We start from the raw sequence: 16,638 nt of genomic DNA, 5'->3' as shown, positions 1-16,638 counted from the left end.
GGGTTTATTCGCCAGGGCCACGCGCCCCGAACCGGTGACCCGATGAGCGGCGACGACGACCCAGTCGACGAGACGCCCGGTGTCGGCGCCGCGTTCGAGACGGCACACACGGTGAGCGTCGGCGACGCTCGTTCCCTCCCGATTCCCGACGACAGCGTCGACCTCGTCGTCACCTCGCCGCCGTACCCGATGGTCGAGCAGTGGGACGACCTGTTCGCCGACCTCGACCCGGCGGTCGGCGAGGCACTCACGACCGCCGAAACCGGTGACGACGCCGCTGCCGAGCAGGCGTTCGACGCCATGCACGAGACGCTCGCACCGGCGTGGGAGGAGGTCGCCCGTGTGCTCGCGCCCGGCGGCGTCGCGTGCGTGAACGTCGGCGACGCGACTCGTTCGGTCGGCGGGCGCTTCCGCCTGTGGGACAACGCTACCCGAGTGGCGGACGCGCTCGGCGACCACGGCCTCGACCGACTGCCGGGCGTGTTGTGGCGCAAGCCGACGAACTCGCCGACGAAGTTCATGGGGAGCGGCACGCTCCCGCCGAACGCGTACGTCACGCTCGAACACGAACACGTCCTCGTGTTCCGCAACGGCGACGGGCGGTCGTTCGACCCCGGCGACGACACCCGCTACGCCTCGGCGTACTTCTGGGAGGAGCGCAACCGCTGGTTCTCGGACACGTGGGACGACCTCCGCGGCGCCGACCAAGCGCTCGACGCCGCCGCGCCGCGCGAGCGCTCCGCCGCTTTCCCCTTCGAGTTGCCGTACCGCCTGATCGCGATGTACTCGACGTACGGCGACCGCGTGCTCGACCCGTTCTGGGGCACCGGGACGACGACGATGGCGGCGATGGCCTCCGGCCGCGACTCCGTCGGCGTCGAACGCGACCCCGGGTTCGCCGCGGGGTTCGACGACCGAGTCGCCGACCTGCCGGCGCTCGCGCGCGAACGGGGTCGCCGGCGCCTCCGTGATCACCGCGCGTTCGTCGCCGACCGGGCGGAGTCGCCTGGCTACGACGCCACCCACTACGAGTTCCCCGTCGTCACGAAAGCCGAGCGCGACATCCGCGTATACGAAGCGACCGCCGTGTCGTCGACGGCGACCGGCTACCGCGTCCGACACGAACCGCTCGACGACAGTCACACGTAGTCGAGCGGCTCGACCGGCGAACGGGGCGGGTGCTCAGATGAACGTGAGCGTAAGCGACCCGACGCCGAACAGGCCGAGCGTCACGAGCAGGCGCCCGACGCTGCCGACGAACGTCGCGACGGCGAAGCGGACGTAGTCGCGTTCGAGGACGGCGAACGCGTAGATGGACAGCGTGTCCGGGAAGAAAGGGACACACAGCGCGATAGCGAGGCCGGCGTAGCCGTAGCGGCGCGCGAGTTCGACCGACGCGCTCTCGGACCACTCGATGATGTCGAAGCGCGACCGGCGCAGCCAGCCGATGATCACGCCAGACTCCTTCGCCTCTTGCCCGATGTGGAAGGCGAACACCGAGCCGGCGGCCTTCCCGAGCCCTGAGACGATCATGATGACGGTGAGCTTCATCCACTGGGGCATCCCCAGATCCAGCGGCGCGAGCAACACGATTTCGCTGACGCCCGGGAGCGCGAACGCGATCAGGAATGAGTAGACGAAGATGATCCCCAGTCCGGCCCACCCGGTCGCCGTCTCGACGAGGCGCGTGAGCCAGTCGAACGTCGGCCACCACTCGGGCATCGCGACGAGGGCTACCGTTTCGAGGTGGTCGAGCACCGGCGCGACCGCCTCGAGCGCCGGGACCGCGGGGACGAGTGTCACGTGCGAACCGCAGTCGTAGCGGAGAATAAGTCCCGTGGTTCCCGGCGAGGTTTCGTGTCGGTCGCCCGCCGAGTCGAGGCTACAGCAGGTCGTCGAGGTCCGCGAGGAACGCGGACAGCGACTCGCGGGAGACGTGCGGCATCACGACGACCCGCGCCTCGCCGGCGCCCGTGCGCGACAGGCGCCACCCGCGTTCACGGACCGCCTCGAACGTCGCGGCGGGGAGATCGAACGCGACCAGCGGTAGCTCGGGGTCGACGACGCCGAGCCCCCGCCCGGCGAGTTCGTCGGCGAGCCAGTTCGCCAGATCCATCGCGCGTTCGTACTCGCGGCGGTAGCCGTCGCGCCAGAGGTGGTCGAGTGCGGCGGCGGCGCTCGCGACGCCCGCGCCAGAGCGGGTACCGGTGAGGCTCGCCTGCGAGGCGGTCTCGAGGTACGGCGTGTCGATCGCGAGCGCGTCGAGCGCCTCGCGCTCGCGTGCGAGGAGGCCGCCCGCCGGCACCGCCGCGCGCCCGACTTTGTGCGGGTCGACGGTCACGGTGGCGACGCCCGGCACGTCGAACCCCCAGTCGTGGCCCGAGAACGGAAGGTGGAAGCCGCCCCACGCGGCGTCGACGTGGAGGGGGACGCCGGCGTCGACCGCCAGGTCGGCCAGTGCGGGGATCGGGTCGACCCGACCGTACTCGGTGGTGCCGGCGACGCCGACGAGGAGGACCGCGTCGTCGTCGAGGGCCGCCGCCGCGGCGTCCACGTCCGCCCGGCCGTCGTCGTCGGTGGGGACGGTCCGCAACTCGACGCCGAGCACCGAGGCGGCTTTGTGGAAGCTGAAGTGGGCGGACTCGGGCGCGACGACGACCGGGTCGTGCGTCGCGGTCGCCGCCGTCTCCGCGCGGTCCCGCGCCGAGCGGACGGCCTGGAGGTTGGACTCGGTCCCGCCGCTGGTGACGTAGCCGTGGGCCGCCAGAGCCGTCGGGGTCTCGGCGTCGACGGCGTCGGTCAGGCCCGTCACGGTCGCGAGTCCCGCCACGGCGTCGTGCTCCAACTCGGCGATGGCGGTGTAGGTGGCCGGGTCGCCGGGGTTCGTGGTGAGGAAGCGTTCGGCGGCGCGGCGGGCCGCCGGATGTGGCTCCGTGCACATCGAGGAGAGCACCCTGTCGAACGACTGCGGGCCGCGTTCGGCGACGGGCGACTGCATCGGCGGAGGGAGGACCGAGCGGGAGTTAGTGGTTGCGTTTCCCTACCGGATGTCGTCGAGGATCAGCTTCTGTTCGGTCCGCTTTACCTCGTGTTGCACGTCGCGGACGGCGTCGATGTTCGCGGAGATGCTGGTGACGCCCTTCTTGACGAGGAAGTCGACCATCGCGGGCTTGGAGCCGGCTTGCCCGCAGATGCTGGTGTCGACGCCCATCTCCCGGCACTTCTCGATGACGTCGCCGATGAGCGAGAGGACGGCGGGGTGGAGTTCGTCGAAGCGGTCGGCGACGTTGCCGTTGTTGCGGTCGACCGCGAGCGTGTACTGCGTGAGGTCGTTCGTCCCGAACGAGGCGAAGTCGATGCCGCAGCCTGCCAACTCCTCGATGGAGAGGGCGCTGGCGGGCGTCTCGATCATCACGCCCCAGCGGCGCTTCTCGGGGTCGATGCCGACGGCCTCCATGTGCTCGACGGCGGTCTCTACGTCGCTGGCGTCGTTCACGAGCGGGAGCATCAACTCGACATTGTCGTACCCCATCTCGTACAGGCGCTTGAACGCCCGAAGTTCCTGCTCGAACACGTCCGGCTTGTCGAGCGACCGGCGGATGCCGCGCCACCCGAGCATCGGGTTGTGTTCGTTGGGTTCGCTGTCGCCGCCCTCCAACTCGCGGAACTCGTCGGTCGGGGCGTCGAGGGTGCGCGCGCGGACGGGGCGCGGGTAGAACTCCTCGGCGACCTCGCGGATGCCCGAGACGAGTTCGTCGACGTAGGCGTCGGCGCCGTGGTCGGCGATGTACTTCTCGGGCGTGACGCCCAGCGACAGCACCATGTGCTCGATGCGCAGCAGGCCGACGCCGTCGGCGCCGGTCGCGGCGGCGCGCTCGGCGGCCTCCGGGATGGAGACGTTCACCTTCACCTCCGTCGCGGTCATGGGCTTGACCGGCGTCTCCGGGCGGACCGCCTCGACGGGTTCGTGCTCCTCCTCGGTCTTCGACACCGTCCCCTGGCGGATGGTGCCTTTGTCGCCGTCGATGGTGACGGTCTGGCCGTCCGACAGCGCGCTCGTCGCCGACCCGGTGCCGACGACGGCGGGGACGCCCAACTCGCGGGAGACGATGGCGGCGTGACTGGTCATGCCGCCCTCGTCGGTGATGATGCCGACCGCGCGCTTCATCGCGGGCACCATGTCGGGCATCGTCATCTCGGTCACGATGATGTCGCCTTCGGCGACCTGGTCGAGGTGGTCGAGTTTCGTGACGACGCGGACGGTGCCGGAGACGATGCCGGGGGAGGCGCCCAGGCCGTGCAGCAGCACCTCGTCGTCGTCGCTGTCGGTGGTGGCACCGCCGGTGCCCGGGGTCGTGTCGACGCCGCCGTTGGTCGCGGCCTCGCGCTCTTGGCTCGCCGGGCCGCCGCTCGACGCCGCCGAGTCGGAGATGGTCGTGATCGGGCGCGACTGGAGCATGTACACCTCACCCTCGTACACGGCCCACTCGACGTCCTGCGGAGTGCCGTAGTGGTCCTCGACCTGCCGGCCAAGTTCGACGAGGCGCGCAATCTCGTCGTCGCCGAGCACCTGCGCCTCGCGCTTCTCCTCCTCGACCGGGCGTTCGACCGTCTCACCCGTCTCGAGGTCTTTCTCCATCAGGAGCTTCTTGTCGGCGACGGTCACCTGCTCGACCGCCGCGGTCTCGCGGTCGACGACGTAGTTGTCGGGGGAGACGGAGCCGGAGACGACCGCCTCACCGAGGCCCCACGCGGCCTCGATGATGATCTCGGGTTCGCCCGTCGAGGGGTGCGACGTGAACATCACGCCGGACTTCTCGGCGTCGACCATCTGCTGGACGACGACCGCGATGTCGACCTCGCTGTGGGGGAACCCCTTCTGCTGGCGATAGTAGATTGCGCGCTGGGAGAACAGCGACGCCCAGCACTCCTTCACGCGCTGGACCAGCGCCTCCTCGCGGACGTTGAGGAACGTCTCCTGCTGGCCGGCGAAGGAGGCGTCGGGGAGGTCTTCGGCGGTCGCCGACGAGCGGACCGCGACGAACGCCTCGCCGTCGCCCATCGAGCGGTACGCCTCGAGGATCTCGTCGCGAACGGAGTCCGGGAGTTCCGTCCCCAGGATGAGGTCCTCGGCGGTCTGTTCGGCCTCGCGAAGCGCCGCGGAGTCCTCGGGGTCGATGTCCATCGCGGCGAACAGTTCGTCGTCGATACCCGCCTCTTCGATGAACGTCCGGTAGGTCCCCGCGGTGACCACGAACCCCGGCGGCACGGGCAGGCCGGCGCCGGTTAGTTCCCCCAACGAGGCCCCTTTCCCGCCGACCGTCTCCAGGTCGTCGGCGGTAACGTCGTCCAGCCAAAGTACAGCCATTTCGTATCGGGAAGGACCGAGGACTGAACCAAGAAGGTTCCGACCGCCGCAACGGCGAAACAATCTGTACTCGGTTCCGAGTACCTCTCGGCGACGCTCCTCCCGTCTCGCGTATTGTCTCGACAGAGACAGGAACGGCGTCGAACGGCCCATCCGGCACCCGCGACCGCGGCTTTTTCGACCCACCCCGACCGACTCCGTGGCATGAGCGACCCCGCAACGAGCGAGTCCGCCGACGAGCGGCCCGAGGAGCCGTACCTCGCCGCCGCCGCGGTCGACCGCTGGGACGTGCTCCGGTACCAGGACGACCACGGACCGGTGCACCGCGTCGTCCCCGCGGGCGCCGGGTCGTCGGTGGTCACGACGTACGAACGGCGCGCGCGGTCCCGACGGCGCCTCGTCCTCGCGATGGTCCCAGTCGCGGCGGTCGGTCTCCCGGCGGCGGGCTGGCTCGTGTGGGGGACGTTCGGCGTCGGCGTCGGCGTCCTCCTCGCGGCGGTCACCGCGACCGTCATCGTCCGACGCCACGTGAGCGAGGACCCCGACGACCGGACGGACGTGCCCGAGGTGGTCGACGCCAGCGCCTCCGCCGAGACGGCGCGGTCGTACGGCCTGGAGAACGAGACGACAATCGCAGACGCGGAGGCGTACCTCGCGTCCCACCCCGCGGCGACGCCCGACCGGTCGCCGGAGGAGGCGCTCGAGGCGGCGCAGCGGCAACGCTAATCACTGACTGGCGATCTGCTGCACACTGCTCTCACGAAACTAATCGCAACACTGCGGAGCGAATCGGAGCGATTAGCTCAGACTTCGATGATCTCGTCCTCGGCGGAGTCGGGGACGCGAACGGTCCCCTCCAGCGCGGTCACGGCGTCGCCGCCGACCGCGGGCGCGCCGCCGGTCGCGCGGACGCGGACGGTTCCGGGTCGGTCGACGTAGTGACCCTGCTCGAACACCATCTCGTCGGGGGTGTCCGTCTCGCCTCCCGCGCCCGCCGGTGAGCCGGGTGCGTCGCTCGCGTCGCCGCCGCTGAACGCCGCGAAGTGGTCGAGGTACGCTCCGCAGGCGCCGCTGGCGGTGCCGGTGACGGGGTCCTCGTCGATGCCGGCGCCGGGGACAAAACAGCGCCCGTGCACGGTCGACTCCGGGCCGAGCGCGTCGAAGGTGAACGCGTACACGCCGGCGGCGTCGTGCTCGTCGGCGAACGCCTCGACCGCGTCGAAGTCGGGCGCCATGTCGCCGAGGTGTTCGAGGAAGTTCACGGGGACGACGACGAACGGCAGGCCCGAGGTGGCGTACGCGACCGGGAGTTCGGCGCCCACGTCGCGGAACGCCTCAGGCGTGACGCCCAGCACGTCGCCGAGGCGGTCGTAGTCGACTTCGACCTCGTAGACGGTCGGGGCGTTCTGCGTCATCCAGACGCGTCCCTCCTCGGTCACCTCGACCTCCATGACGCCGACGTTCGTCTCCAGCGAGTGCGTCCCCGCCTCGATGGCGCCCGTCTCGAACAGTCGCGCGTGGGCTGCGATCGTCGCGTGGCCGCACAGGTCGACCTCGGTGGTCGGCGAGAAGTAGCGGATCCGGCGGTCGGCCTCCGTCGACGGAGAGACGAACGCCGTCTCACTGGCGCCGAACTCGCGAGCGATCGACAGCAGCTGGTCGTCGTCCAACCCCGCGGCGTCGGGGACGACGCCCGCGACGTTCCCGGCGGTCGGTTCGGTCGTGAACGCGTCGACCAGCGCCGCGTCGCGGCGGTCGACGCTCCCCGCGTCGGTGTCGTCGGTCATGGGGGACTCTCGGCCCCGCCCCGACTAAACACCCGGTGGTTCGGTGGGGTTCGTGAGCGATCTAGCGGTCGAGGAGTGACGTTCGGGTGCTCCGATTCGCTGCTGAGTCGTGCGGTTTCGTCGGGATCAGTCGGCGACGATTTGGCCGAAGCGTCTGTGTACCTCGTCGCCTTCCTCGGGGAGCACCGGACCAGCGGCGACCACGTCACTGCCGAGTCGTTCGTACACCTCACTCGAGGGGAGGCAGGAGTCGTTGCCGTACAACTCGGCGCCGCGCTCGGCGGAGGTGGCGTGGACGACCGCACCGAGACCGACGTGGGCGATTCCGCCGGCGCACATCGGACACGGCTCGGTGCTGGTGTACATGACGAGGTCGGCGCGTTGGCTCGGCGAGAACTCTCGGGCGGCACGGTGAGCGAGCGTCAGTTCGGGGTGGCGACGGACGTCGTTCTCGGTGTTGATCGCGTTGCGCTCGGTCATCACGACGGCGTCGTCGGCGGCGCGGACGAGGACGGACCCGTACGGGTCGTCGCCGCGCTCGCCGGCGCTGCGTGCCAGTTCCAGCGCCTCGCCGATGTGCGCCTCGTGGGAGCAGTCGGCGAACCGGGCCGGCAGTCGCTCGGGCGGCGTTGCCATAGCTCCAGTTGGCCGTCCGTCGTCGTGTAGCTGTCGGCGTCGTGTCTACAGACGATACAGTTTTGACTGCACCGCGTGGCCGTTCGGCTGTGATCGCCCTCCTCGCTCACCGCCCGCACACGGCGTGGCTCTCGGGTCGCTCTTTGACGGCTCCGATTCAGGCTGCCGTCCCCGGGTTCTCGGCCCTCGGAACGGTCGGCCTCGTGTTCGCAGGATGCGCCACGCTCGCGTTCGCGTACGCCGTGATTCGCGACGCCGACGCCCGTGGGTCGTCCGTGCCGACGGTCTGGGGAGTGGGGAGCGTCATCGCGTGGCCCGCGGCGCTGTGGTACCTGCTGGTGTACGCCCGGCGCCGAGAGCGGTCGCGAGCCCCGGACCGCGGTGAGCGGGCGGCGGTGACGGTGGCGCTCGCGGGCGTCACTGCGTTCGTGCTCGCGGCGACGGCGGCGCCGCCGGACCCGGTCACGCAACTGGTGTGGGCTGGCGCCCTCGGCCCGCTGCTACTCGTCCCGGGGTACGTGCTCGTGTACCGGCGCGGGTATCGGCGACTCCTCGAACGGCGAGCGCGCGACCGGTAGCGCCCCTCGGTGTCGAGCGCCGCCCCGACACGATTATCCGCCCCGTCCAACACGGACAGGTAATGACCGAGATTCACGAGGGGCAGCGAGTCGCCGTGTTGGCCGACTCACAGAACCTCTATCACTCCGCACAGAGCGTGTACTCGCGCAACGTCGACTACTCGATGATGTTGGAGAAGGCCGTGATGGGCCGGGAGTTGACCCGCGCAATCGCGTACGTCATCCGCGCGGACTCGCCCGACGAGGAGTCGTTCTTCGAAGCGCTGCGCGACATCGGCTTCGAGACGAAGATCAAGGACATCAAGACGTTCGGCGACGGGTCGAAGAAGGCCGACTGGGACGTGGGCATCAGCCTCGACGCCGTGACGCTCGCGGACCACGTCGACACGCTCGTCCTGTGCAGCGGCGACGCGGACTTCTCGCGACTCTGTTCGCACCTCCGTCACGAGGGCGTCCGCGTCGAGGTCGTCGCGTTCGAGGAGTCGGCGGCGGCGGATCTGAAGGCCGCGGCGGACTCGTTCATCGACATGAGCGAGCGCGAGGACACGTTCCTGCTATGAGCGGCCACACGAGCCTCGGCGACCTCCGCGTCACCGCCGACTACCAGTTCGGCGCCGGCGCCGGCGACGCGCTGTTCCCGAGCGACGACGCGGTGACGGTCCGCCGGTCGACGAGCGGGCGCCCTCGGCAGGTCACCTGCGACGCCGGTCGGATCGTCTCCTACGGGACCGACGGGCGGTTCACCCTGGGCGTCGAGGGCGGTCGTCGGCTCCGTTCGGTCCTCCCGCACCCGAGCTACAGCGTCGTCGTCGGCGACGAGTCCGAGCCGTTCGTTCGTGACGGGAAGAACGTGTTCGCGAAGTTCGTGAGCGACGTGGGCGAGGACGTGCGCCCCCGCGACGAGGTGGTCGTGGTCCACGAGAACGGCGACGTACTCGGCGTCGGGCGGGCGGAGTTGGCGGCCGCGGAGATGCGCGACTTCGCGTCCGGCATGGCGGTGAAAGTGAGGTCGGGCGCCGGTCAGGAGTGACGACGCCCTGGGGGCGGGGTCCCGCGCTCCCCGGGTGGGGATGATGTGGCGACCCAAACACGCGGGGCTCCCGCGGTCGGCGCTGAGGACAGGGTGATAAAAAGCCTGTCGGCAGATCGCCGTGCGGCGGCCTCGTTCGGCTCTCTGTGTTCACACCACCGCCAGCAGAAGCCACCCGGCGAGCGCGCCACCGTTGACGAACGGCAGGCCCGCGTGGACGCCCCCTCGTCGATGGACGAACACCTGGAGCGCCGCGAGACCGACGAGCGATCCGACGAGCGGACCGAGGACGGCGACGTGGAACTCCCCGACGAGCGGCAGTCCCGTGTCGATGAACTCGCCGGGGACGAACACGGCCCACTGCGACTGGACCCAGACACTCGCCGTCAACATCGCCGGAAAGAGCGCGTCGCCGGCGCCCAACAGGGTCGCTGCGGGCGTTCCGTCGCCGGTGACGGTGGCGGACTCGTCGTCGTACCCGTCGTGGGTCGGCACGACGAACATCGACGGCACCTGCAGGTCGGCGCTCGCGTCGGCCATGTCGAGCATGTGGCCCGACCCGTACACGGCGTAGGCGTCGTACGCCGCCGCGAGCACGAGCGCGCCCGCCGCGTACGCGGGGTCGAGACTCGCTCCGAACAGCGCGGCCCCGCCGGCGACGCCGACCACCGCGACCGCGTTGCGGACGGCAGGGCGGGGGACGCGCCAGGCAAGCACCGTGCCCACCGCCGCGGCAACCGCACCGCCCACAGGACCGAGGAACGCCGACAGTGCGAACCACTGGGCGGCGCCGAGCGACGCGAGCATGACCCCGCGCACGAGGCGTCGGCTGGCGCCGTAGCGAACCACCGCCAGCGAGAGGACGGTGCCGACTGCGAGGCCGAGCACGAGCGGAACGAGCGCGTCGCCGCCGTCGCCGTAGCTGACGCCCGACCCCGCGAGGCGCGGCGCCGCCGCGAGGGCGAGCAGTTGGACCGCGAGGAACAACACCCCGACGCCGAGAGCGCCGCGGACGCGCGGGTCCGCGAGGAGTCTCGGACGGCGTGAAGTCCCCGACGGCCCGCTCACAGGTACCGAGCCAGCCCGAGCGCCTGCGTGAGTGGGACGCCCGCGACGAGCGACCCGAGGAGGTAGCCGCCGATGGCCCCGCCGTTGAGCAGCGGGAGCCCCGCGTGGGGACGGCCCTTCAGGACCATCCGGAGGAGGACCGCGAGGCCGACGAACATCCCGACGATGGCGAGCAAGGCGGGGAGCCCCATCGCGGGGACGACCGGGAGCCCGAACGCGGGCGCGGGCGACCAGAACGCCGCCGACGCCGCCATCACCGCGGGCATCACGGCGTCGCCGAGGCCGATGAAGAACACGTCGCGCTCGGCCTCGTCGGTCCCTTCGGTGGCGTCGTCGGCCACGCCCTCCTCCAAGAGCGAGTACGACCACTCAAGCGGGATGACGAGCACCACGGGGATGTTCAGGTCGAGTACACCCTCTGCGAGGTCGAGCATGTGCTCGGTGCCGTACACCGAGATGGCGTCGTACACCGCGAGCACGGTGAGGAGGACGATGGCCGGGAGCAGGCCGAACGAGATGCCGAACAGCCCGGCGGCGCCCGCGCCCATGAGCGCGCCCGCGGAGTCGATGACGTACCACTCGGGGTACGCGAGCAGGGCGACGGCGACGAGTGCGGACGCCGCGACCGCGGCCGTGCCCGGGAGGAACACGGAGAACACGTACCACGACAGCAGGCCCGAGGAGCCGACGATGACGAGGCGCACTGCCCAGTCGAAGTCGTACTTGAACGCCGCGAGCATCAGCGCCGTCACCACGAGGATGGCGCCTAGGTACATCGCGGAGTTGGTCGGGTTCTGCGGGTCCTCGACCGTCTGGTAGCCGGCCGCCTCGAACGTCGGTGCCAGCGACACCGCGCCGACGTGGACGACGAGGAAGATCAGCCCCGCGAGGAGGACGCCGCGGAGCGCACGTTGGTTCATCGGCCCCGAGTTGGTGTGGGGTCCGTTTGGGGGTTGTGGTTCGTCTGCTGGCCGTGATCGGCGGACGCGCCGGCGACCAGCGCCGCACGAACCGACGTGCGCGACCGCTCGACCCTCAGCGGCGTCGCGGGCGCGATTCCACCATTCGATATAGCGCGTACCAGTTTACCACGGCGCATCGCCGATCTGCAGGTAGGCACGCTCGAACGACCGAATTCGGACGCCTCGGGCCGCGAGGTGGTCTTTCGCCCGTCTGACGCAGGTTTATCCCGATGGAGGCGTGTTCCCGTGTATGGGAAATCGGGTCGACGACCTGGAGAAACAGGTCGCTGAGTTGCAGGCTGCGGTCGACGGACTGACCGAGGAACTGGTCGAGTCGAAAGAGCGAATCTCGCAGTTGGAGCGGTCGACCGAGGTCGAAGAGCCCTCCTCGCCGAACCGGAATCCGAACGCTGAGTTCGTGCCGAACGAGTCGGCGGCTGACGGCGCGAACTCGCAGAAGGTCATGGCCGACGACGAGAACGACGCGCAGAAGGCGGCACGCGGCGCCGACGGGGAGACCGTCGACGAGTCGGAGTCCTCCGAGGACGACTCCGACGACATCATCGTCGCGTAAGCGGTTCGCGGGCGCCCTCGGAGCGGGGCGTCACGCCGGCAACACACCACGCTCCAGACACTCATGCACATCAAGGAACTCGTCCTGGACAACTTCAAGAGCTTCGGGCGGCCGACGCGGATCCCCTTCTACGAGGACTTCACGGTCATCACGGGGCCGAACGGGTCGGGCAAGTCGAACATCATCGACGGGGTGTTGTTCGCGCTCGGACTCGCGCGCACGCGCGGCATTCGCGCCGAGAAACTGACCGACCTCATCTACAACCCCGGCTACGAGGACGACGAGGGTCCCTCTGGCGCTCGCGAGGCGAGCGTCGAGGTCGTCCTGGACAACTCGGACGGGAAACTCGACCGCTCGCAGGTCGTCAGCGCCGCCGGCAGCGAGGACGTCGGCGACGCCGAGGAGATCACGATCAAGCGCCGGGTGAAAGAGACCGACGAGAACTACTACTCGTACTACTACCTGAACGGTCGCTCGGTCAACCTCTCGGACATCCAGGACCTGCTCGCGCAAGCCGGCGTCACGCCGGAGGGGTACAACGTCGTCATGCAGGGCGACGTGACGGACATCATCAACATGACCCCCCACGAGCGTCGGGGGATCATCGACGAAATCGCGGGCGTCGCCGAGTTCGACGCCAAGAAGGAGGACGCCTTCGGAGAACTGGAGACCGTCGAGGAGCGCATCGACGAGGCCGACCTCCGGATCGAGGAGAAGGAAGAGCGCCTCGACCAACTCGCCGACGAGCGCGAGACCGCCCTCCAGTACCAGGACCTGCGCGACGAGAAGGAAGAGTACGAGGGGTACCTGAAGGCCGCCGAGTTAGAGGAGAAACGAGCCGACCTCGAGTCCACCAGAACCTCGATGGCGTCTCGCGAAGAGAAGGTCGAGGAACTCCGCGACGAACTCGACGAGCGACAGGCGCGCGTCGACGACCTCGAAGCGGACCTCGACGAGATCAATCGCGAGATCGAACGCAAGGGCGAGGACGAGCAGATCGCGATCAAAGCCGAGATCGAAGAGATCAAAGGCGACGTGTCGCGTCTGGAGGGGAAGATCGAGAACCAGGAGGAGCGCCTCCAGGAGGCCGAGAACGAGCGCCGCGACGCGTTCGTCGCCATCGACAAGAAGGGCGAAGAGATCGACGGCCTGGAGTCGCAGATCCGCGAGACGAAAGTCGAGAAGGCGAACCTGAAGTCGTCGCTGACGACGAAGCGCTCGGAGTTGGCGGAGGTGCAAGCGGAGATCGACTCCGTCGACACCGAGTTCGACGAACTGAAAGCCGACCTCGCAGACAAGAAGGAGACGCTCGAGGAGCTGAAGGCGGAGAAGAACGAACTCCAGCGCGAGAAGGACCGCCTGCTCGACGACGCGCGGCGCCGCTCGAACGAGATCGGCGACGTCGAAGACGAGTTGCAGGAGACGCGCAACGCGATCCCCGACCTCAAACAGCGCGTCTCGAACCTCCACTCGGAACTGGACAAAGCCGAGAAGAACAAAGCGAGCATCGACGGCATCATCGAGGACCTCCGGAGCGAGAAGGCCGACTACCAGGAGGAACTCGACACCGTCGAAGAGGACATCCGCGCGAAACAGCAGGAGTACTCGCAGTTGGAGGCGCGTGCCGGGTCCTCCGGCGACACGTCGTGGCCGCGGGCGGTGACGACGATCAAGAACGCCGGCTTCGGCGGCGTCCACGGCCCGGTCGGCGAGTTGGCGTCGGTGCCCGGCGAGTACGCGAAGGCGTGTGAGACCGCCGCGGGTGGTCGCCTCGCGAACGTCGTCGTCGACGACGACGGCGTCGGTTCCGACTGCATCGACTACCTGAAGCAGCGCAACGCGGGGCGCGCGACGTTCCTGCCGATCACGAAGATGGACGACCGGCGGCTGCCGTCGCTGCCGAACGACCCCGGCGTCGTCGACTTCGCGCGCAACATCGTCGACTACGACAGCCAGTACGAGCCTATCTTCTCGTACGTGCTCGGCGCGACGCTGGTCGTCGAGGACATGGAGACGGCGCGGCACCTGATGGGCAACTACCGGATGGTGACGCTCGACGGCGACCTCGTCGAGAAGTCCGGCGCCATGACCGGCGGGTCGGGCGGCGGCTCTCGGTACTCCTTCTCGAAGTCCGGTAAGGGGAAGTTGGAGCGCGTCGCCGAGGCGATCCACGACCTCGAAGACGAGCGCCAGCGGCTCAAATCCGAGATCGCGAGCGTCGACTCTGACCTGGAGGACGCCCGGTCGCGGGCGTCGGACGCCGCCGAGAAGGTACGCGACATCGAGTCGGACATCGAGCGCGCCGAGGAGAAGGTCGCGACGAAGGAGGCGCGCATCGACGAACTGGAGGACCGCCTCGACGAGATCCAAGCCGAGCGCGAGGCCGTCGACGAGGAGATGACGGCGCTCGACGAGGAGATTGCCGAGGCAGACGACGAGATCGAGACAGTCGAGGGCGACATCGCGGAGTTGGAGTCGGAACTGGCGGACTCGAAGATCCCCGAACTGTCGGCGAAGGCCGACGACATCCGCGCCGACATCGACGACCTCGAAGACCGGATGGACGACCTCGACGGCGACCTCAACCAACTCCAGCTAGAGAAGCAGTACGCCGACGACGCCATCGACGACCTCCACGACACCGTCGAGGAGGCGCAGGCGAAGAAGGCGGACGCCGAGGAGCAAATCGCCGAGTTCGAGGAGGCCATCGCCGGGAAGGAGGCGACCCTCGAGGAGAAGCGCGAGGCCATCGCCGACCTGGAGGACGAACTCGCGGACCTCAAGGAGGAACGCGAGGAGGTCAAGGAGGCGTACCGCGAGGCAAAGTCCGAACGCGACGACCAGGAGAACGCCGTCGAGCGCGTCGTCTCGAAACTGGAGTCGCTGCGCGAGACCGCCGAGCGCCTGGAGTGGGAGATCGACTCGCTCGAAGAGCAGGTCGGCAGCTACGACCCCGCGGAGATCCCCGACCACGACACCGTCGAGTCGGAGATCACCCGCCTGGAGTCGGAGATGGAGGCGCTCGAACCCGTCAACATGCTCGCAATCGACGAGTACGACGACGTGGCCGACGACCTGGCGGACTTACAGGAGCGGCGCGACGTGCTCGTCGAGGAGCGCGAGGCCATCGAGGAGCGCATCGACCAGTTCGAGTCGCAGAAGAAGGCGACGTTCATGGACGCCTTCGACGCGATCAACGAGCAGTTCACGGACATCTTCCAGCGGCTCTCTGCGGGGTCCGGCGAACTCGTGTTGGAAGACCCCGAGGACCCGTTCGAGGGCGGACTGACGATGAAGGCCCAACCGGCGGACAAACCCGTCCAACGGCTCGACGCGATGTCGGGCGGGGAGAAGTCGCTGACGGCGCTGGCGTTCATCTTCGCCATCCAGCGGCACAACCCCGCGCCGTTCTACGCACTCGACGAGGTGGACGCCTTCCTCGACGCGGTCAACGCCGAACGCGTCGGCGAGATGGTCCACGACCTGGCGGGCGACGCGCAGTTCGTCGTCGTCAGCCACCGCTCGGCGCTCCTCGAACGGTCGGAGCGCGCCATCGGCGTGACGATGCAGTCGGACAACGTCTCGGCGGTGACGGGGATCCAGTTGGGTGAGGACGGCGAACCGGTGCCGGAGGCGAGCGCCGATGATTGAGGCGCCCGGCGACGTCGACCAGACGCGCCCCGACGAGGCCGACACCGACGACGACGAGGTGGAGCCGGTCGAGTTGCTCGTGAACCTCGCCGAGGAGGGTGAGATCGATCCGTGGGACATCGACGTGGTCGAGGTGACCGACGCGTTCCTCGAGCGCCTCGACGAGGCCGACCTCCGGACGGGCGGGCGGGCGCTGTTCTACGCGAGCGTCCTCCTCCGGATGAAGTCCGACGACATGCTCGCCGCGGACGACGACGACCCCGAAGACGACCTCGAACCGTGGGAGGCGGCGTTCGAGCGCGGCCCGATGACCGACGACGCCCCCATCGACGACGGCTTCGACCCGATCAACGCGCTCGAAGACGAGATGGACCGCCGCCTGGAGCGCAAGAACACCCGCGGGTCCCCCGAGACGCTCGACGAGTTGGTCCGCGAACTCCGGGAGGCCGAGCGGGGGTCGTGGTGGAAGGAGTCGCGCAAGTACGACACCAGCGAGTCGCCACGGGGGTTCTCCCGCGGGACGCAGACGCTGGAGTACCACGACGCCGGCGCACTGCGCCGCGAGGGTGAGCCCGGCGAAGACGACGTGACGGGGACGACCCACGAGGAGGACATCGAGGCCGTCATCGACGACGTGCGGGGAGAACTGCGCCCGCAGTACGAGCGCGGGCGGACGGAGGTGCTGTTCCGCGAGATATCGAGCGTCGGGAGTACGGCGGTGATGACGTACCTCGCGCTCCTGTTCTTGGCACACCGCGGCGAGATCACGCTTGAACAGGACGACCTGTTCGGCGACCTCTGGGTGCGCGACGCTGGCGTCGCCGCCGCGGGCGACGAAGCGATTGCCGACTGATCGGGCGTTCACCGAGACCGACTTTGGCGCGAGTCCGACGACACTGGCGCGGTGCGCGCACCGGTCGGATCACTTTCAGTTATTTAACCTGGGTGGTCGATAGCACGACACAGAGATGAACACGAAGCAGT

Annotated in this window: 15 protein-coding genes; 8 read left to right on the top strand and 7 right to left on the bottom strand. The window is 69.3% G+C overall.

Annotated features, from left to right (window positions below; genetic code table 11):
* Positions 1 to 42: 42 nt before the first annotated feature.
* The gene (locus tag P0R32_RS10880) at positions 43 to 1,149 is read left to right on the top strand and encodes a DNA-methyltransferase (RefSeq protein ID WP_276236998.1); all 1,107 of its coding nucleotides are present in this window, start codon (positions 43 to 45) and stop codon (positions 1,147 to 1,149) included.
* A gap of 33 nt (positions 1,150 to 1,182) precedes the next feature.
* Here the strand turns inward: P0R32_RS10880 and P0R32_RS10875 are convergent, their stop codons facing one another.
* The 3 genes from P0R32_RS10875 to ppsA form a co-directional block, all read right to left on the bottom strand.
* Positions 1,183 to 1,722, bottom strand: a complete 540-nt coding sequence (locus P0R32_RS10875; protein WP_276239395.1) for a YqaA family protein — start codon at positions 1,720 to 1,722, stop codon at positions 1,183 to 1,185.
* Positions 1,723 to 1,882: 160 nt separating this feature from the next.
* Complete coding sequence (gene mfnA / locus P0R32_RS10870; protein ID WP_276236997.1) at positions 1,883 to 2,998, bottom strand: tyrosine decarboxylase MfnA; 1,116 nt, start codon at positions 2,996 to 2,998, stop codon at positions 1,883 to 1,885.
* 42 nt (positions 2,999 to 3,040) lie between these two features.
* Entirely contained in the window at positions 3,041 to 5,368 is a 2,328-nt protein-coding gene (gene ppsA, locus P0R32_RS10865) for a phosphoenolpyruvate synthase (RefSeq protein WP_276236996.1), read from the bottom strand.
* Positions 5,369 to 5,572: 204 nt separating this feature from the next.
* On the opposite strand from ppsA, the gene P0R32_RS10860 reads away from it, so the two are divergent.
* Positions 5,573 to 6,094 (top strand): hypothetical protein, encoded by a 522-nt coding sequence (locus tag P0R32_RS10860; protein WP_276236995.1) that lies wholly within the window; start codon positions 5,573 to 5,575, stop codon positions 6,092 to 6,094.
* A 77-nt stretch (positions 6,095 to 6,171) separates the two neighbouring features.
* Here the strand turns inward: P0R32_RS10860 and P0R32_RS10855 are convergent, their stop codons facing one another.
* Entirely contained in the window at positions 6,172 to 7,155 is a 984-nt protein-coding gene (locus P0R32_RS10855) for a PhzF family phenazine biosynthesis protein (protein WP_276236994.1), read from the bottom strand.
* Between the two features lie 126 nt (positions 7,156 to 7,281).
* A complete protein-coding gene (locus tag P0R32_RS10850) occupies positions 7,282 to 7,791 on the bottom strand; it encodes a nucleoside deaminase (RefSeq protein WP_276236993.1) in 510 nt (169 codons plus the stop codon).
* Between the two features lie 89 nt (positions 7,792 to 7,880).
* Here P0R32_RS10850 and P0R32_RS10845 point away from each other — a divergent pair, with 89 nt between their 5' ends.
* From P0R32_RS10845 to P0R32_RS10835, 3 genes are all read left to right on the top strand, one after another.
* Positions 7,881 to 8,369 carry a DUF7534 family protein gene (locus tag P0R32_RS10845; protein ID WP_276236992.1) on the top strand — a complete coding sequence of 163 codons (489 nt, stop codon included), beginning with the start codon at positions 7,881 to 7,883 and terminating at the stop codon, positions 8,367 to 8,369.
* A 62-nt stretch (positions 8,370 to 8,431) separates the two neighbouring features.
* Positions 8,432 to 8,929 carry a LabA-like NYN domain-containing protein gene (locus P0R32_RS10840; protein ID WP_276236991.1) on the top strand — a complete coding sequence of 166 codons (498 nt, stop codon included), beginning with the start codon at positions 8,432 to 8,434 and terminating at the stop codon, positions 8,927 to 8,929.
* Complete coding sequence (locus P0R32_RS10835) at positions 8,926 to 9,399, top strand: PUA domain-containing protein (RefSeq protein ID WP_276236990.1); 474 nt, start codon at positions 8,926 to 8,928, stop codon at positions 9,397 to 9,399. The genes P0R32_RS10840 and P0R32_RS10835 overlap by 4 nt, the downstream gene beginning before the upstream one ends.
* Positions 9,400 to 9,549: 150 nt before the next feature.
* Here P0R32_RS10835 and P0R32_RS10830 read toward each other — a convergent pair whose 3' ends face one another.
* Positions 9,550 to 10,389, bottom strand: coding sequence for a presenilin family intramembrane aspartyl protease PSH (locus P0R32_RS10830; RefSeq protein ID WP_276236988.1), 840 nt, complete (start codon positions 10,387 to 10,389; stop codon positions 9,550 to 9,552).
* Between the two features lie 74 nt (positions 10,390 to 10,463).
* Positions 10,464 to 11,387 (bottom strand): presenilin family intramembrane aspartyl protease PSH, encoded by a 924-nt coding sequence (locus P0R32_RS10825; protein ID WP_276236987.1) that lies wholly within the window; start codon positions 11,385 to 11,387, stop codon positions 10,464 to 10,466.
* A 292-nt stretch (positions 11,388 to 11,679) separates the two neighbouring features.
* On the opposite strand from P0R32_RS10825, the gene P0R32_RS10820 reads away from it, so the two are divergent.
* The 3 genes from P0R32_RS10820 (at position 11,680) to P0R32_RS10810 (ending at position 16,507) form a co-directional block, all read left to right on the top strand.
* Positions 11,680 to 12,003 (top strand): DUF7518 family protein, encoded by a 324-nt coding sequence (locus P0R32_RS10820; RefSeq protein ID WP_276236986.1) that lies wholly within the window; start codon positions 11,680 to 11,682, stop codon positions 12,001 to 12,003.
* Between the two features lie 63 nt (positions 12,004 to 12,066).
* Positions 12,067 to 15,654: a chromosome segregation protein SMC gene (gene smc / locus P0R32_RS10815; RefSeq protein ID WP_276236985.1), complete on the top strand. Its 3,588-nt coding sequence runs from the start codon at positions 12,067 to 12,069 to the stop codon at positions 15,652 to 15,654.
* Positions 15,647 to 16,507: a segregation and condensation protein A gene (locus P0R32_RS10810; RefSeq protein ID WP_276236984.1), complete on the top strand. Its 861-nt coding sequence runs from the start codon at positions 15,647 to 15,649 to the stop codon at positions 16,505 to 16,507. The genes smc and P0R32_RS10810 overlap by 8 nt, the downstream gene beginning before the upstream one ends.
* Positions 16,508 to 16,638 lie beyond the last annotated feature (131 nt).

Origin of the sequence: Halobaculum marinum, assembly GCF_029338555.1 — an archaeon.
Classification (GTDB): Archaea; Halobacteriota; Halobacteria; order Halobacteriales; family Haloferacaceae; genus Halobaculum; species Halobaculum marinum.
The sequence above is the reverse complement of the archived record's forward strand: the minus strand, read 5'-3'. Positions and strand labels throughout refer to the sequence as shown.

What these genes read in the sequence shown, in the direction of transcription:
- P0R32_RS10880 (WP_276236998.1), top strand. Translation starts at nt 43, where the DNA reads ATGAGCGGCGACGACGACCCAGTCGACGAGACGCCCGGTGTCGGCGCC.
- P0R32_RS10875 (WP_276239395.1), bottom strand. Translation starts at nt 1,722, where the DNA reads ATGCCCGAGTGGTGGCCGACGTTCGACTGGCTCACGCGCCTCGTCGAG.
- mfnA (WP_276236997.1), bottom strand. Translation starts at nt 2,998, where the DNA reads ATGCAGTCGCCCGTCGCCGAACGCGGCCCGCAGTCGTTCGACAGGGTG.
- ppsA (WP_276236996.1), bottom strand. Translation starts at nt 5,368, where the DNA reads ATGGCTGTACTTTGGCTGGACGACGTTACCGCCGACGACCTGGAGACG.
- P0R32_RS10860 (WP_276236995.1), top strand. Translation starts at nt 5,573, where the DNA reads ATGAGCGACCCCGCAACGAGCGAGTCCGCCGACGAGCGGCCCGAGGAG.
- P0R32_RS10855 (WP_276236994.1), bottom strand. Translation starts at nt 7,155, where the DNA reads ATGACCGACGACACCGACGCGGGGAGCGTCGACCGCCGCGACGCGGCG.
- P0R32_RS10850 (WP_276236993.1), bottom strand. Translation starts at nt 7,791, where the DNA reads ATGGCAACGCCGCCCGAGCGACTGCCGGCCCGGTTCGCCGACTGCTCC.
- P0R32_RS10840 (WP_276236991.1), top strand. Translation starts at nt 8,432, where the DNA reads ATGACCGAGATTCACGAGGGGCAGCGAGTCGCCGTGTTGGCCGACTCA.
- P0R32_RS10835 (WP_276236990.1), top strand. Translation starts at nt 8,926, where the DNA reads ATGAGCGGCCACACGAGCCTCGGCGACCTCCGCGTCACCGCCGACTAC.
- P0R32_RS10825 (WP_276236987.1), bottom strand. Translation starts at nt 11,387, where the DNA reads ATGAACCAACGTGCGCTCCGCGGCGTCCTCCTCGCGGGGCTGATCTTC.
- P0R32_RS10820 (WP_276236986.1), top strand. Translation starts at nt 11,680, where the DNA reads ATGGGAAATCGGGTCGACGACCTGGAGAAACAGGTCGCTGAGTTGCAG.
- smc (WP_276236985.1), top strand. Translation starts at nt 12,067, where the DNA reads ATGCACATCAAGGAACTCGTCCTGGACAACTTCAAGAGCTTCGGGCGG.
- P0R32_RS10810 (WP_276236984.1), top strand. Translation starts at nt 15,647, where the DNA reads ATGATTGAGGCGCCCGGCGACGTCGACCAGACGCGCCCCGACGAGGCC.